This is a genomic window from Siminovitchia jepli (genome assembly GCF_047228825.1).
Taxonomy (GTDB): domain Bacteria; phylum Bacillota; class Bacilli; order Bacillales; family Bacillaceae_C; genus Siminovitchia.
Window position 1 is genome coordinate 16,671 of record NZ_JBFEGN010000044.1, and the last position, 16,433, is coordinate 33,103.

Consider the following 16,433-nt stretch of genomic DNA (forward strand, 5'->3'; position numbering starts at 1 on the left):
GAAACATGTGCAGCATTTTTCAATGGCGGTAATACCGGGCGATGGCATTGGCCCGGAGGTCACCAATGAAGCTCTGAAAATGATCAAAATGGTAGAGGAGCTTCATGGCGGTATAAAATTCTACAGTGAACATTTTGAATGGGGTTGTGATTATTACCTGAAAAGCGGCAGAATGATGCCCGAAAATGGCCTGGAGATTTTAAAGGATTTTGATGTGCTCCTTTTTGGTGCTGTTGGGGCAAAAACGGTGCCTGATTACATTTCTGTTTGGGAGCTCATCCTGCCGATTCGCCAGAAATTTCAACAGTATGTCAATTTGCGGCCGATTAAACTGCTTCGGGGACTGGAAAGTCCGTTGCGCTATAAAAACCATGAAGATCTTGATTTTGTGGTCATCCGGGAGAATACCGAGGGAGAGTATTTCAATAGCGGGGGGCGTGTTCATGAGGGAACACCCTATGAATTGGCCATGCAAAATAGCGTCTTTACAAGATTCGGAACGGAAAGAATCTTAAACTATGCTTTTACATTGGCTGAAAAAAGAAAGAAGAATCTTGCGGTCGCCACAAAATCCAATGCCATAAACTTTACCATGCCATTTTGGGATGAGCTGGTAAAAGAAATCAGCGGCAATTATCCCGGCGTTCAAACCCGACTCTATCATATTGATGCTCTTGCTGCTTATTTTGTTTCCCGGCCGGAGGAGTTTGATGTCGTTGTAGGCAGCAATTTGTTCGGAGATATTCTCACTGATTTGGGCGCAGCGATTGTCGGGGGATTGGGCATATCGCCGTCCGGGAACATCAATCCGGAACGGGCCTACCCATCGATGTTTGAGCCCATTCATGGGTCGGCTCCCGATATAGCCGGAAAAGGCATTGCCAATCCAATTGCATCCATTTGGAGTGTCGGTCTCATGATGGATCATCTCGGTCACAATCATATTGGCAAACTGATCGTAGACTCGATTGAAGCTGTTTTAGTTGATGGAAAGATTAGGACACCTGATCTCGGCGGAACAGCAACCACCGTTGAAATGGGAGAGGCCATCATCTCCAAAATGGCCCAATTGGCTGTTGGCCATCATCTATAATAATCGGAATCTTTAAAAAGGGAGGATTTGTTTTGGCAATACTACAGGGAAAAACGGCAATTGTTACAGGTGCAGGTTCAGGAATGGGGAAAGCAATTGCCCATTTATTTGCCCAACAGGGGGCAAATGTGACAATGGCTGATATCAATGATGAGGCGGCCAAAACGGCGGCTCATGCGGCCGGGGATCATCATGTGCAAGCCGTCCAGGCGGATGTGGCAGATGTATCGGGTGTTGAGGATCTGGTGGCCCAAACAGTGGCTGCTTATGGCGGCTTGGATATCGTCGTGAACTGTGCCGGAGTTCCCCAATCTTTCACTTCCGTTGAAGAATTAACGGTGGAGCAATGGGATGTCATGATGAACGTAAATGCAAAATCGATATTTCTGACCGCCAAATATGCAGTCCCTTTCATGAAGCGGCAAAAGAGCGGAAGTATTGTCAATATCGCTTCCATCGCCGGAATTAGGGCACGGCCCGGTTTACATGCTTATTGTGCATCCAAAGGGGCTGCCATCATGCTGACCAAAGCATTGGCATTAGAGCTGGCGTCTGAACAAATCAGAGTGAATGCCATCAATCCCGGTCCTGCCAATACCCCAATGATTGAAAAATTCCTTGGTGAAGATGAGACGGAGAAGGAAGAGGGCATCAAAACGATTTTTCAGGAAAGTGTTCCATTGGGAAGGTTGATTGAACCCGAAGACATTGCCCAAGGGGCCCTTTATCTGGCCTCCGATCTTTCAAAGAATGTTACGGGAGAGATCTTAAATATTGATGGAGGACGCGGCATATAAGCGAACGGTGAAAGGAGGACAAAAATGGAACCTATTATTCGCGTTGAAGATGTATCGTTTTCTTACAAAATCAATGAACAAAATTCCGTTCCTGTTCTGAAGGGTGTCTCGTTTTCAATTTTTCCCGGCGAATATGTGGCGATCATTGGCCATAACGGCTCCGGAAAATCCACGCTGTCCAAACATTTAAACGGGATTTTGATTCCTGAAACTGGTGATGTTTGGGTTGACGGCCATAATACGAAAGATGACGCAAAGAAGCGGGAGATTCGCAAAACAGTCGGAATGGTTTTTCAACACCCGGATAACCAGATTGTCGCGACGATCGTCGAGGAAGATGTTGCATTTGGCCTCGAGAATATTGGTGTGCCAAGAGAAGAAATGAAAAGGCGCGTTGATGAAGCTTTGCATGTTGTTCAAATGTCGCAATACAGGCTGAGACCTCCCCATCATTTATCCGGAGGACAAAAGCAGCGGGTTGCCATTGCCGGCGTGTTGGCGATGCAGCCGGATTGTATTGTTTTTGACGAGGCTACGAGCATGCTTGACAGTTTCGGCAGGAAAGAAGTTCTGCGGGTAATGAGAGAAATGAACGATAAGGGAATGACCATTGTCACGGTTACGCACCACATGTCGGAAGCAGCAGAGGCAAATCGGATTATGGTGATCGAACAAGGACAAATTGTCATGGATGGCCCGCCAAGGGAGATTTTTAAACATAAGCAAGAATTGGAGAATCTTCAGTTGGATGTCCCCGCGGTCAGCCAGATGGCCGAAATCATTCACAACCAATACAGCTTCTTTTCAAATGACATTATCCACGAAAATGAGTTGATTGGAGAAGTCGTTAAATTTGCGAGTGGGGAGGCGGGCTCATGATAAAAACGCCAATCATTGAGGTTGAAAACCTGACCCATACGTATATGAAAGGAACACCGATGGAGCATGTGGCGTTAAAGGGAGCAAATCTGTTCGTTGAAGAAGGGGAATGCATTGCCATTATCGGTCATACAGGTTCAGGGAAATCGACATTAATTCAGCACTTAAACGGGCTGATGAGGCCGGAATCAGGAAAAGTCATGATCGATGGAGAGGATTTATCAGAGAAACATGTCGATTTGAAGAAGCTCAGGCAGAAGGTGGGCCTTGTGTTTCAAAACCCCGAGGATCAAATTTTTGAAAAAATCATTGGCGATGATATTGCCTATGGGCCTTTTAAGATGGGACTCCCTCTAAAGGAGGTGAGAGAACGAGTGAAATGGGCGATGTCGGTTGTTGGGTTGGACTTTGAGGAAATGAAGGACAGACAGACTTTTGCTTTAAGCGGCGGGCAAAAACGAAAAGTGGCATTGGCCGGGATTCTTGCACTCAAGCCAAAAATATTGGTTCTGGATGAACCGACAGCAGGCCTGGATCCGAGGTCAAGAAATGAACTGCTTGAAAAAATCAACCGATTAAACAAGGAAGAAAAGTTAACGGTCATCTTTGTTTCACACAATATGGAAGAGGTAGCTAAACTTGCAGACCGGATCTATGTCATGGCGGATGGGAGCAACGTTTTGACAGGCACTCCTAAAGAAATTTTTACGGATAAGGAAAAACTAATTAATCATCAAATTGGAACTCCGGAAACGGTGCAAATTCTGTATCATTTATCAGATCTTGGATATCGGGTGAATACGGATGCATTTTCGATTACTGAAGCAGCTCACGAAGTCATGAAGGTTATTGCCGGAAAGAAGGAGGGTTCACCATATGTCCAGCGAATTTGATATTTCCCGTAATATCACCATCGGCCAATATATACCGACAGGCTCATTTATTCATCGCCTCGATCCGCGAATAAAGCTCCTTGCCTTTGTATTTCTCGTATTGGCAATCGCCTTGAATACAAGCTATATCGGAAATGCCATTGGCCTTATTCTGTCGATTTATTTATTCCGGGTGTCTAAAATACCGATTAAATACGGGCTTTCGGGCGTAAAGCCGGCCATTCCCTTTATTATCATCCTGGCAGTCTTGCAATTGCTCTTTCAAGGACAAATCTTTTCGGGCGGGACAGTTTATTTTGAATATGGTTTTATCTTAATCACAAGTGAGAGCATCCGTTTGGTGGTTGTATCGGCAGTTCGTTTTATTGAAATCATTTTCTTAAGCAGTGTACTCACTCTGTCAACTTCCACTACAGAATTAACCCATTCGATTCAAAGCTTATTAAGTCCTTTAAAGAAAATAAAGTTTCCGGTCCATGAAATCTCACTAATCACCACCATATCCATTCGATTCGTGCCAACCTTCGCGATCGAAATGGAAAAAATGATGAAAGCACAGGCCTCCAGGGGAGCGGATTTTGGCAGCGGGGGCTGGTGGAGGATTATCCAAAGAACGAAAGAAATGTTTCCCATCATTGTTCCGTTATTTAATATTGCTCTAACAAGAGCAGAGGATCTGATCCTGGCAATGGAATCACGCTGCTATACACCAGGCGGTGAACGAACCACCTTCTCCGTATATAGAGCAATGGCAAGGGATTATCTCATATTGGCAATCGGCTTGTTATTCGCATTATTGTTGCTGTTTTATCCATTTCCAATTTAATTTATGACCAAAAAGGGGAGGTTTATCATGAGGAAGTTAACAGTTCGCGATATTGTGATTGCCGGTGTATTGGGTGCAGTGGCGATTCTTTTGGGTGTCACACGGCTGGGGTACATTCCTGTCCCGACTGCCGCTGGTAATGCCACCATTATGCATATCCCCGCGATCATCGGCGGAATTATGCAGGGGCCGGTTGTCGGTTTAATCGTAGGAGCCATTTTCGGGATATCCTCCTTCCTCAACGCGACGGTTCCTCTATTCAAAGATCCGCTGGTGGCCATTTTGCCGCGTCTGTTTATTGGTGTTGTCGCATGGCTCGTATATGTTGGACTGCGTGGCAAAAGCGAATACTTTGGAGTGGCAGCGGCTGCATTTATCGGCACATTGACCAATACTGTACTGGTGTTAATCATGGCTGTTTTACGGAATTATTTAACACCGGGAGTAGCATGGACGGTCGGAATTACGAATGGGGTACCCGAGGCGATTGTCGGTACGATTGTGACGTTGGCGGTTGTCTTGGCTTGGAAGAGGATTGGCAAAAGTAATAAATCAAAAATTTCCAAGGATGTGGATGTATAGGAAATGCATAATCAAATCACGGATGTGCCCGGAGTGAAAGTGGGCAATAAAGAAAACAAACAGGCTTTGACTGGATGTACCGCGATTCTGTTTGAAGGCGGTGCGGTGGGGGGAGTGGACGTAAGAGGGTCCGCTCCCGGCACCCGGGAAACAGATCTGCTAAACCCTATCCATCTGGTTGATCAGGTTCATGCCATCTGCTTGAGTGGAGGGAGTGCGTTTGGCTTAGACGCCGCTTCCGGGGTTATGAAGTTTTTAGAGGAGCGGGACATCGGGCTGGATGTGGGGGTTGCAAAAGTTCCGATTGTTCCGGCTGCCGTGCTGTTTGACCTTTCAGTAGGGGATCCAAAGGTGAGGCCGGATAATCAAATGGGCTATGAAGCAGCTAAAGCGGCAACAACAGAGAAGTTTGCAACCGGGAATGCCGGAGCAGGCTGCGGTGCTACTGTTGGCAAATTAGCCAGCCATGACAGCTGTATGAAAGGCGGACTTGGCAGTGCCTCGCTGGGTTTGGAAAATGGGGTTGTTATTGGTGCTATTGTGGCGGTTAATGCCGTCGGGGATGTTCGCGAGCCTTCCACAGGAAAAATCATGGCCGGTCCTTACCAACAGGGCAAGCTTCTTGACAGTATCGAACTGCTTAAGGAAAACGATCAGCCTGCCATTTCTGCCGGTACAAATACGACCATCGGAGTGATAGCGGTGAATGCGGAGCTGTCGAAAGCGGAGGCAACGAAGGTGGCGCAAATGGCACAAAATGGGTTTGCGCGAACCATTTTTCCAGCTCATACCATGTTAGATGGTGATACGATTTTTGCAGTGGCCACAGGGGGAAAAAGAGTCCCTGTTGATGTCATTGGCGGACTGGCCGCTAGTGTGATGGAGCAAGCGGTAATCAATGCAGTGAAAACGGCTGAAAGCATCGGCGGAATAACCGCGCATAGGGATTTACCGACAAAACAGTAAAACGGAGGGGTATGCTTGGCTGTATATGATTATGTGGATGATCAGGAAGTAATTCGTTTAACGCAAGAATTGGTACGCATTCCAAGTGTTTACCGTCCTCAGGACCCTCAGGCAAATGAAAGCAAAGCAGCACAATATGTTTATGATTATTTGAAGGAAATGGGACTTGAGGTTTATATTGAAGAGGTTGTCAAGGGGCGTCCCAATGTCATTGGCATTCTTGATTCCGGCAGACCTGGAAAAACCATTTTGTTTGAAGGGCATACCGATGTCGTAACAGAAGGGGACCGGGATGCCTGGAGTTATGACCCGTTTGGAGCGGTGATGGAAGGGAACAGAATGTACGGCAGGGGGACGAATGATACAAAAGGAAATCTTGCAGCGGCCATTGCAGCGGTCCATGCAATTAAAAGAAGCAATCTACAATGGCATGGGAAAATTATTTTGTGTGTCCCTTGTGATGAGGAAGGCATGATGATTGGCATCAAGCATTTTATTAAACGCGGCTGGGCGAACGGGGTGGATGGCGCCATCATCTGTGAACCGGAGGAAAACCAAATTTGCATTACTCAAAAAGGGGCCATGAGGGCGGTCATTCGCACCAACGGAAAAATGGCGCATGGTGCCATGCCGCTTGCCGGAATCAATCCGAACACGAGAATGGCGCAAATTATTTGTAAACTGATGGAGCTCGAAAAACGCGAAAAAGAGCGTGTCGGAGAGCACAAATATTTGGGTTGGCCGAGCATCACGCCAACGATTGTTTTGGGACCCCAAAAAGGAGAGCCGCAAATCAACGTCATCCCTGACCATTGTTACAGTACGCTGGATATACGGACCATCCCCGGACAGGATCATGACCAGCTTCGCGTCGATATGGAGAATATTTTAGCAGAATTGGGTTCAAAAGACGCGGATTTCATGGCATCCATTGAGGTGATTGAAAACCGGCCGTGGACGGAAACGGATTTGGACGATCCCATTGTGAGGGCAAGTATCGAATCCTACCGTACGGTAACTGGAAAGGAACCAATCTTCAATGGTGTCCCGGGTGCTACTGACGGAACATTTCTGCATCTTGCAGGAATCCCGATTGTGACAACAGGAGCGGGTGACCGCCATATCCCGCATCAAATTGATGAATATATTGAACTGGATGAATTGATTGAAGCCTCGAGAATCTATGCACAAACAGCAATGCAGTTTTTAAACGAGTGAATGTGCGGACTGTGAAGTTTTTTACGAGTTGGAGTTCTAAAAAGCCTAATCGGATGATTGGGCTTTTAAAATGGAATTCACTGTTTTGCATAAAGGCATGAAACTGATCGGTAAAGTTTTAAACAAATAATTCAACCAATATACCATAAATCGAATTGAAGATATATAGATTGAAGAGTCTGGTGAAAAATTTGTCGAAGTATCTTGCTGATCCGAAATTCATATGTTAACATTATCACTAACTTTTCTTTTAAAAAGCATTGCGACGACGATGACTCTCGTGATGCTTTTTTTACTTTTTTCTGTCAATGATTCAATGATGGGCGTTTGAAACCAATGATAGGGGACTGGTATAAAAAGGAGCCGGGAGCCCTTTGGACCAGGCCCTTTATTTATGATAAAATAGGGAGATTAATAGAAGAAATAAAACTTATTTAATATAGAATGAATGATGAAAGAGGAGATGGGGCCGTGGATAAGAAAATCCTGGTAGTTGATGATGAGAAGCCAATTGCCGATATTCTTCAGTTTAACCTAAAAAAAGAGGGATTTTCTGTGCAATGCGCCTATGATGGCGATGAAGCATTGGAGCTTGTGGAAGAAATGCAGCCGGACATGATTCTGCTTGACATCATGCTTCCGAACCGGGACGGGATGGAAGTATGCCGTGAAGTGCGCAAAAAATACGACATGCCCATTATTATGCTGACAGCAAAAGACTCTGAAATTGATAAAGTGCTTGGGCTGGAATTGGGAGCGGACGATTATGTAACCAAACCATTCAGTACGAGGGAACTGATTGCGCGTGTGAAGGCAAACCTGCGCCGCCATTCACAAAGCGCCGAACAAATGGCGGAGGATGAGAATGATGAAATTACGATCGGTGCACTCACTATTCATCCCAATGCCTACATTGTTTCCAAAAATGGTGAAACCATTGAACTGACACATCGCGAGTTTGAGCTTCTGCACTACCTGGCAAAGCATAGCGGTCAAGTGATGACCCGCGAGCATTTGCTTCAAACGGTGTGGGGATACGATTACTTCGGAGACGTCCGGACGGTGGACGTTACGGTCCGGCGCCTCAGGGAAAAAATTGAAGACAACCCCAGCCATCCAACATGGATTGTGACAAGAAGAGGGGTCGGCTATTATTTGCGCGTTCCTGAACAGGAGTAGTCTTTTATGGAAAAAGTAGGTTTTTTCCGGTCAATCCATGTTAAATTCGTAACGATCTATTTATTGCTCATTATGATTGCCATGCAAATTATCGGTGTGTATTTTGTCGGAAAACTGGAAGAGCAGTTGATTACAAACTTTAAGCATTCGATAGAAGGCAGGCTTCCTTTATTAGAATACAGCCTCGGCGAAGAAATGATGAAAGACCGTACGGACGAAGCGGTTCCTCCACTGGAAGACGAAGTGCGCAAATTGCTCCTTGACTTTTCGGCGGAGGATATATCCGAAGTTCGCGTCATCAATAACAGAAGCATCATCATCGGAACGTCTGAGAGAAATAACCAGGGCATGGTTGGACAGAAAACAACGGACGTCATGGTAAAGCGGATTTTGGCCGGCGGAAAAAAAGAAGACAAAATTTTTATTGATAAATCATCGGGCAACCGTGTCTGGATTTTAACCACTCCGATCAAATCGGGAGGCGAAGTGGCCGGAGCCATTTATCTCGTTGCCAAAATCGAAACGGTCTTTAACCAGTTGGAAGAGATTAACCAAATATTTATCTCAGCCACACTGATTGCCATGTTTATTACGGCGATCCTTGGGATCCTGGTTGCACGAACGATTACAAGGCCCATTTCCGATATGAAAAGGCAAGCCGTGGCCATGGCAAAAGGAAACTTTTCGAGAAAAGTCCGTGTTTATGGCGATGATGAAATTGGCAAGCTGGCCATCTCGTTTAACCACTTGACGAGGAAGCTGCAGGAAGCCCAGGCGATGACGGAAGGGGAACGGAGAAAACTTTCCTCTGTCCTTTCCAACATGACGGACGGTGTAATTGCGACGGACAGAAAAGGGCGCATCATTCTGATCAATGAACAAGCAGCAAAAATGCTTTCCGTTTCACGTGAAACAGTCATATCCCAACCGATTACGGAGCTGCTCTTTTTTGAGGATAAAAATAGTTTTGAAGACTTGCTGGACCAGCAGGAGCCGATTATTCTTGATTATAGTACAAAGGAGTCCCCTTTTATTTTACGGGCGAATTTTTCCGTCATTCAGCGTGACACCCTGGGGTTCATCAACGGACTGATTGTCGTGCTGCATGATGTGACGGAGGAGGAAAAAATCGAAGCGGACCGGAGGGAATTCGTTACAAATGTCTCGCACGAACTGAGGACTCCGCTGACAACGATGCGCAGCTATCTGGAAGCATTGTCTGACGGAGCACTTCATGACAAAGAGTTGGCGCCGCATTTTCTGAATGTCACGCAAAATGAAACGGAACGCATGATCCGCCTAGTCAATGATTTGCTGAAGCTTTCCAAAATGGACAGCAAGGACTATGAGATGAATAAAACTTGGGTGGATTTCGTATCCTTTTTCAATTTAATCATAGACCGTTTTGAAATGACAAAAGACCGTAATGTCTCCTTTAGGCGCAAACTGCCTAAAAAGGCTGTTTTTGTGGAAATAGATGAAGACAAGCTGACGCAAGTGCTGGATAATATCATTTCCAATGCGCTCAAATATTCTCCTGAAGGCGGACAGATCACATTTAAGCTGAAAGAACTCGATGATAAAGTTGAGGTAAGTGTAAAAGACCAGGGCCTTGGCATTCCAAAGGAAAATATCGAGAAAATATTTGACCGTTTTTACAGGGTGGACAAGGCACGAACAAGGAGATTGGGCGGAACGGGTCTGGGCTTAGCCATTACAAAAGAAATGATAGCAGCCCACGGAGGTCATATTTGGGCAAGGAGCGTGGAAGGAAAAGGTACGACCATTATTTTTACGCTTCCTTATGATCCTGAACAAAAGGATGATTGGTCGTGAATTATGAAAACATGAAATCGGTGCTGCTTTTTTTCCTTGTCATTACGAGCGGCATATTGACATGGAATTTATGGACGTATCAGCCGAAATATGAATTTAATGACGAAAAACATGTTCATGAAGTGTCCATCTCCGATCCGAAAGATGTAGCCGATTTAATTAAACCGGTGGGGGTTTTGTTTCATTTTGGCAAAGACCATTATGGCACGGGCAAGGATGAGCATATAGATGAATTGCTTTCCGAATTAACCAGCTGGACATTTTATGACTTCAGCGAGCCGGTCGTTTATTCGCCTGGCCAAATTCGCAAGCTTTCCGAGTCGGAAGAGAATATTGAAATCATTTATCCCGACCTCGTTCCATTTGATATTTATAAAGGGATCTTGCGGTTTGAGTCCGACAAGCTTCCTTACGGGGCATTCAACCGAATCGTGATTCGTCTGGAAAAAGGGCGAGAAGAAGACGGGTCTGTATATTTCATTTCCACAAAAGACGGAAAGGTTTATGAAAGCCATGTCAATCATGATCAGCTTGCTGCTCTTTTCAACCACTTGGAAAAAGGTAAAACAAAATATGATCCTTACGAAGCTTACGATCTTCCTGATGGAAGAATCAAGTTTCTTCCCGCCGAAAAAATTGAGGTCCCGCGTTATAAATATTACGCCGACTACATTGAACCGGACAGTTTCAAAAAAGCATTATTCAAAGATCCAAACCTCGTGCGGAGGGATAGTAACGCGGACGGCGAAAAACATATGGACGGAACGAGCCTAATGACCGTCAACTACACGACGAACATGATTTTTTACGTGAATCCAGGCCAGGCAATCGATTCCAGGGGAAAAAATGAAGACATGAACGTTTTAAAGAAAAGCATTAATTTTGTAAATGAACATGCGGGCTGGACTGATAATTACCACTATCTCAGCATGGATCCTTATAATAAAAACACGGCATTTTTATTGTTTATAAAAGGGTACCCCGTATTTAACCAGGATGGCATGACGGAAATTGAGCTAACTTGGGGAAAAGAAGAAATTTATCAATATGAGAGACCTTATTTTATTCTTGATATCCCGCTTCCCGCTCCGACGACTGTAACATTGCCATCCGGTAAAGAAGCAATGGATGCACTGCTGTCCAATCCGGATATTAAATCCGATTTGATTCAGGAATTCATTATCGGCTACGGACTTGCAAAAGATCCGGAAAATCCGAAAGTATTGACGCTGGAACCGTCATGGTATTACTTGTACGCAGGTTCATGGCTCCGCCTTGATGTTGAGGATAAAAAGGGGGAGTTACATGGACTGGAGTAGACTGAAAAGCATCTTTATCATTGCGTTCCTGATTCTTGATATTTTCCTTTTTACCCAACTGCTGAACAAGGAGTGGATCAACGAGCTGGAGGTAAAAACGGATGTTACATTGGAAGAAAATTTAAAGAATGCTGATATTGATTATAGCAATATTCCAAAGGAAACCTTTGCCGATCAGTACATGAGCGCCAACACGAAAATATTTACGAGCGAAGAACTGGGGAAACTTACCAACCAAACGGCGAAGCTCATCGATGGCACGATGATCCATTCGGAACTGAAAACGGCAGTGAAAATCGGAAAAAATAAAGACACAGCAACGTTGGACAATTTTATCAAAAATGAAGTATTGCATGGTGAGCAATATGTGTTTGGCAACTATGACGAAGATTCCGGGACCATTACGTATTATCAAAAATACCGGGAAAAACCTTTTTTCATCAACAACAGTGCACGCATTGAGTTTAAAATAAACAAATCGGGAGAAGTTCAGTCTTATGAACAGACCATGCTCGAAAAGATTGAACCGATCAGTGAAAAAGAAGAAGTATTGTCCGCTATCCAGGCAGTTGATGCGATTTATCGAAATAGGCTGATGAAGCCCGGAAGTAAAGTGGTTAAAGCGGAAATGGGCTATTATACGGTTGTAAACATGGAGGCAACACAAGTATTGACACCGACGTGGTGTATTGTCGTGGAAAATGAGAAAGAAAAAGAGCAGTTCTTGGTTAATGCATTTGAAGGGCAGATTATCCAAGGGAATACGGATGAGGAAGAAATTCAAGAAAATTTATTGGAGATGAAAAAATAAATGTCGATGCAATATAGTGTTTTGGCCAGCGGCAGCTCGGGAAACGCCTTTTATATTGAAACAAAACAACATTCCTTCCTTGTAGATGCCGGGGTAAGCTGCAAAAAAATCGGGGAATTGATGGAGAAAATCGGGCGCGACCCCGAAACGCTGGACGGCATCCTTGTTACCCATGAGCACAGCGACCATATTAAAGGCCTGGGTGTCATGGCAAGAAAATATCGGCTTCCCGTCTATGCCAACGAAAAAACGTGGAAGGCAATGGACGGCATGCTGGGAAATATGGCGACAGAACAAAAATTTATCTTTGGAATGGAAACTGTCAAATCTTTCGGGAGCCTTGACATTGAATCTTTTGGCGTCTCTCATGATGCGGCTGAACCGATGTTTTACATTTTTCGGTCTGAAGGAAAAAAGCTCGTTTTGATTACAGATACAGGATATGTCAGCGATCGGATGAAAGGCCTGATCGCTGATGCCGATACGTACATTTTTGAAAGCAATCACGATATCGAAATGCTGCGGATGGGGAGATACCCGTGGAATGTAAAGCGGAGAATATTAAGCGATGTCGGCCATGTTTCGAATGAAGACGCAGCTTTGGCGATGAGCGAAGTGATTGGCGACCGGACAAAGCGCATTTACCTCGCCCACTTGAGCCGGGACAATAACATGAAGGATTTGGCACGGATGAGTGTTGCCCAGACGCTTGCGTCACGGGGAATCGAAGTGGGAAGCCAGGTCAGGCTGTTAGATACAGATCCGTACATACCGACCGAACTGACGGCTGTTTAACAGAATAAATAAGGACAAATACAGGAATATAAATGAAAGCACGCGGCGGTTGGCTGCTGTTTTCATTTTTTTCACCGTCATGCGCACAGTGTTCATGAAATTGCAAACGTTTATTATTTAATTTATGCACCATTGCACATTATAATAAGGAATATGAAGGGAAACCTTATGGAATGGAATGGACGTAGTAAAAGAAAGGAATGGTGTCAGTGGGATTTTACGATGATCACAGCCCAAACCGTTTTAAAAAGAAAAGAGGCGGATTCTTTTCAGGCATCGTAGGCGGAATCATCGGTGCGCTTTTAATGGCCTTGCTCTTTCCGGCGTTATTTGGTGACCGGAATGAAACCCCGAATCAAAATGGTACATCAATTGAAGCAAATAAAGGAAAGACGGACAACCCATCCAAAAATGTTTCTCTTAATGTAACCACAGACATAACAAAAGCAGTGGAAAAAGCCGGAAAAGGAGTCGTAGGCATTACCAATATTCAAACGGCAAATTTTTGGTACGGGGGAGAGAAACAGGAAGCAGCCGGGGTAGGTTCAGGAGTTATTTATAAAAAATCAGGGGGTAAAGCATTTATCGTTACGAACAACCATGTTGTCGAAAACTCTTCGCAACTGGAAGTAACACTGTCCAATGGCAAGAAAATTTCCGGGAAACTGCTCGGAAGCGATATATGGACAGACCTCGCCGTCGTTGAAATAGATGCAAAAGGAATAGAAAATGAAGATGTAACAGAATTTGGCGATTCAGACGCTTTAAAAATCGGCGAGCCTGTCATGGCGATCGGAAATCCGCTTGGCCTTGAATTTGCAGGATCCGTGACCCAGGGAATCATTTCCGGAGTCAACCGGGCGGTTCCCGTCGATGTGAACGGTGACGGTGTTCCTGACTGGAATGCGGAAGTCATTCAGACAGATGCTGCCATCAACCCCGGGAACAGCGGCGGGGCACTCATCAACATTGCCGGCCAGGTTGTAGGCATCAACTCCATGAAAATTGCCCAAAGCGCAGTAGAAGGCATCGGTTTTTCCATTCCGATAAACTATGTAATCCCTATTATCGAAGACCTTGAAAAATTCGGAGAAGTGAAGCGGCCATCAATGGGCGTTACATTGCGCAATGTCTCTGATATTTCAGCCTACCATCAGCAGGAAACACTGAAACTGCCGAAGGATGTAACCTCTGGTGTGATGATCGAATCTGTTCAGGCCAATTCACCCTCAGCAAAGGCGGGGCTAAAGGAATTGGATGTCATCGTTGAGCTTGACGGCGAAAAAGTAGACGATGTCATTGCACTCAGAAAACACTTATATAACACGAAAAAAGTCGGCGATTCGATGGATGTGACTTATTATAGAGGCGGGAAAAAAGAAAAGACAACCGTTAAATTGACGGATGAATCCAGATTATAAATGAGGAGCGGGATAGCCTGGAGAGGCATTCCCGCTTTTCTGCTTTAATGGTAAAATGATTGGTGGATAAATTTTCGGGAGAGGCGCGAGCAAGTATTTTTTAAGAAGTCGATCGTATTTAAAAAAGTCGCGAGTAATTTTTGGGAAGTTGCAAGTAATTCCAAAAAGTTGCGAGTATTTCTGGGGGAGTCGTGAGTATTCCAAGAAAGTCGTGAGTATTTCCGGAAGAGTTGCAAGTATTTTAATAAAAGTCGATCGTATTTTCGAGAAGCATCCGAAAAAAACAGGACAGTTCTAAATGGAAAAGGGGACATAAAATGATTTATTGTTGCGAGGAACACGTTGAATTGGCATTGGATGTCGTTGTGGATGAGTACGAAACGTTTCCTAACCTGGAGAAGCTGGAAGAAGGCAAAGACTTGTCCACAACCTGTGAATATTGCCAAAAACCGGCTGAATATCTTGTAGGGAACTAATATTCCCACACAAAATGTGGACAGTTAATGTGGATATGTGGATAAGTGCTGTGAATAAGTTGTTTGTTAGGTGTTTTTAACTTGTGAATAACCGAAGAGAAAGGAACCTGTCATGAACATCACGATCATTTCCGTCGGAAAACTGAAAGAAAAATACTTAAAGCAAGGAATCGACGAATACCTCAAGCGCCTGTCGGCTTACGCCAAAATGAACATCATCGAACTCCCCGACGAAAAAGCCCCCGAACACTTAAGCCAAACCGAAATGGAGCAGGTCAAAAAGAAAGAAGGCGACCGCATCCTCGCCAAAATCCCATCCGGCGCCTACGTCATCGCCCTCGCCATCAAAGGCAGCATGAAATCCTCCGAAGAACTTGCAGCCCGCCTCGATCACCTGGCCACAACCGGAAAAAGCAAAATCGTTTTTGTCATTGGCGGCTCCCTCGGCTTAAGTGATGAAGTCATGAAGCGTGCGGATGAAGCATTGTCTTTTTCCAAATTGACTTTTCCACACCAGCTGATGAGATTGATTTTGGTGGAGCAAGTGTACAGGGCGTTCAAGATTATGAAGGGTGAGCCATATCATAAGTAATTTCCAAATGTGCAGTCTAACTCCACCGTCTTTAGACGATCAGCTTTTAGCCTTATCTTTGTAGGTCGATACTTAAGAAGAGTGAAGTATGGACGGATACAGAAAAAACAGTCATGCGGTATATGACATCAAGTACCACGTAATATGGGTGACAAAGTACAGATATAAAGTGCTACATGGAGAGATTCCCATAAGGGCAAGAGAATTGATTAGACAAGGTTGTGAAGCCGGAGGGATTACCATTTTGCAAGGAAGCGTTGGAAAGGATCATATTCATTTGTTAATATCTTGCCCCCCAAGTAGGGCCCCAAGTAAAATCTTGCAGTATTTGAAAGGAAGATCTTCAAGATTATTGCAAGATCAATTTCCTGAGCTTAAAAAGAGATATTGGGGTCAGCACTTATGGGCGAGAGGTTTTTTTGTGCAACAGTTGGCACAGTTGCGGAAGAAATAATAAGAAATTATATAGCTAATCAGTTCAATGAAGGTAAAAGATAAAATCTTCAAGATTGATGAATGAGTTTAGTCTATTTTCAAGTATGCTTTAGCTTTTGGACTTTGAACAGGGCTTTAGCCTGAAATACGACTTTAGTCGTCGACATTCATGTCAAAATCCACCTGCTTTGAGCAATTGGTCGTTTAAATTAGGTGTCTGAGATATGCTGGTTTACATAATTAGGGTCTACTGAATAACAAAAAAATGTTGTTTTAACAAGGTTTTTTACCTTTTTTGTCGAAGTTATATGCAAG

16 protein-coding genes and 1 pseudogene are annotated in these 16,433 nt (G+C 44.5%); all 17 read left to right on the forward strand.

Annotated features, from left to right (window positions below):
- Positions 1 to 7: 7 nt before the first annotated feature.
- The 17 genes and pseudogenes from AB1L08_RS14085 to tnpA all read left to right on the forward strand — a co-directional run bounded on the left by AB1L08_RS14085 (position 8) and on the right by tnpA (position 16,181).
- Positions 8 to 1,093 (forward strand): tartrate dehydrogenase, encoded by a 1,086-nt coding sequence (locus AB1L08_RS14085; protein WP_413065302.1) that lies wholly within the window; start codon positions 8 to 10, stop codon positions 1,091 to 1,093.
- A 32-nt stretch (positions 1,094 to 1,125) separates the two neighbouring features.
- Positions 1,126 to 1,890: an SDR family NAD(P)-dependent oxidoreductase gene (locus AB1L08_RS14090; protein ID WP_413065303.1), complete on the forward strand. Its 765-nt coding sequence runs from the start codon at positions 1,126 to 1,128 to the stop codon at positions 1,888 to 1,890.
- Between the two features lie 24 nt (positions 1,891 to 1,914).
- Positions 1,915 to 2,769 (forward strand): energy-coupling factor transporter ATPase, encoded by an 855-nt coding sequence (locus AB1L08_RS14095; RefSeq protein ID WP_413065304.1) that lies wholly within the window; start codon positions 1,915 to 1,917, stop codon positions 2,767 to 2,769.
- Positions 2,766 to 3,662, forward strand: a complete 897-nt coding sequence (locus AB1L08_RS14100; RefSeq protein ID WP_413065305.1) for an energy-coupling factor transporter ATPase — start codon at positions 2,766 to 2,768, stop codon at positions 3,660 to 3,662. Before AB1L08_RS14095 ends, AB1L08_RS14100 begins: the two co-directional genes overlap by 4 nt.
- Positions 3,646 to 4,488 (forward strand): energy-coupling factor transporter transmembrane component T family protein, encoded by an 843-nt coding sequence (locus AB1L08_RS14105; protein WP_413065306.1) that lies wholly within the window; start codon positions 3,646 to 3,648, stop codon positions 4,486 to 4,488. Before AB1L08_RS14100 ends, AB1L08_RS14105 begins: the two co-directional genes overlap by 17 nt.
- Positions 4,489 to 4,512: 24 nt before the next feature.
- A complete protein-coding gene (locus tag AB1L08_RS14110) occupies positions 4,513 to 5,070 on the forward strand; it encodes an ECF transporter S component (protein WP_413065317.1) in 558 nt (185 codons plus the stop codon).
- 3 nt (positions 5,071 to 5,073) lie between these two features.
- Positions 5,074 to 6,036: a P1 family peptidase gene (locus AB1L08_RS14115; RefSeq protein ID WP_413065307.1), complete on the forward strand. Its 963-nt coding sequence runs from the start codon at positions 5,074 to 5,076 to the stop codon at positions 6,034 to 6,036.
- A gap of 15 nt (positions 6,037 to 6,051) precedes the next feature.
- Complete coding sequence (locus AB1L08_RS14120; protein ID WP_413065308.1) at positions 6,052 to 7,254, forward strand: M20 family metallopeptidase; 1,203 nt, start codon at positions 6,052 to 6,054, stop codon at positions 7,252 to 7,254.
- A gap of 444 nt (positions 7,255 to 7,698) precedes the next feature.
- A complete protein-coding gene (gene yycF / locus AB1L08_RS14125; protein WP_413065309.1) occupies positions 7,699 to 8,433 on the forward strand; it encodes a response regulator YycF in 735 nt (244 codons plus the stop codon).
- Positions 8,434 to 8,439: 6 nt separating this feature from the next.
- Positions 8,440 to 10,269, forward strand: a complete 1,830-nt coding sequence (gene walK, locus AB1L08_RS14130) for a cell wall metabolism sensor histidine kinase WalK (RefSeq protein ID WP_413065310.1) — start codon at positions 8,440 to 8,442, stop codon at positions 10,267 to 10,269.
- Positions 10,266 to 11,588 carry a YycH family regulatory protein gene (locus AB1L08_RS14135; RefSeq protein ID WP_413065311.1) on the forward strand — a complete coding sequence of 441 codons (1,323 nt, stop codon included), beginning with the start codon at positions 10,266 to 10,268 and terminating at the stop codon, positions 11,586 to 11,588. The genes walK and AB1L08_RS14135 overlap by 4 nt, the downstream gene beginning before the upstream one ends.
- Complete coding sequence (locus tag AB1L08_RS14140; RefSeq protein WP_413065312.1) at positions 11,575 to 12,399, forward strand: two-component system regulatory protein YycI; 825 nt, start codon at positions 11,575 to 11,577, stop codon at positions 12,397 to 12,399. The genes AB1L08_RS14135 and AB1L08_RS14140 overlap by 14 nt, the downstream gene beginning before the upstream one ends.
- Positions 12,400 to 13,194 (forward strand): MBL fold metallo-hydrolase, encoded by a 795-nt coding sequence (locus AB1L08_RS14145; protein ID WP_413065313.1) that lies wholly within the window; start codon positions 12,400 to 12,402, stop codon positions 13,192 to 13,194.
- 209 nt (positions 13,195 to 13,403) lie between these two features.
- Positions 13,404 to 14,615: a S1C family serine protease gene (locus AB1L08_RS14150; protein ID WP_413065314.1), complete on the forward strand. Its 1,212-nt coding sequence runs from the start codon at positions 13,404 to 13,406 to the stop codon at positions 14,613 to 14,615.
- A gap of 317 nt (positions 14,616 to 14,932) precedes the next feature.
- Positions 14,933 to 15,091 carry a CxxH/CxxC protein gene (locus AB1L08_RS14155; protein ID WP_413065315.1) on the forward strand — a complete coding sequence of 53 codons (159 nt, stop codon included), beginning with the start codon at positions 14,933 to 14,935 and terminating at the stop codon, positions 15,089 to 15,091.
- A 112-nt stretch (positions 15,092 to 15,203) separates the two neighbouring features.
- The gene (rlmH, locus tag AB1L08_RS14160) at positions 15,204 to 15,683 is read left to right on the forward strand and encodes a 23S rRNA (pseudouridine(1915)-N(3))-methyltransferase RlmH (protein WP_413065316.1); all 480 of its coding nucleotides are present in this window, start codon (positions 15,204 to 15,206) and stop codon (positions 15,681 to 15,683) included.
- Between the two features lie 88 nt (positions 15,684 to 15,771).
- Positions 15,772 to 16,181: pseudogene (gene tnpA, locus AB1L08_RS14165) on the forward strand (IS200/IS605 family transposase).
- Positions 16,182 to 16,433: the final 252 nt, after the last annotated feature.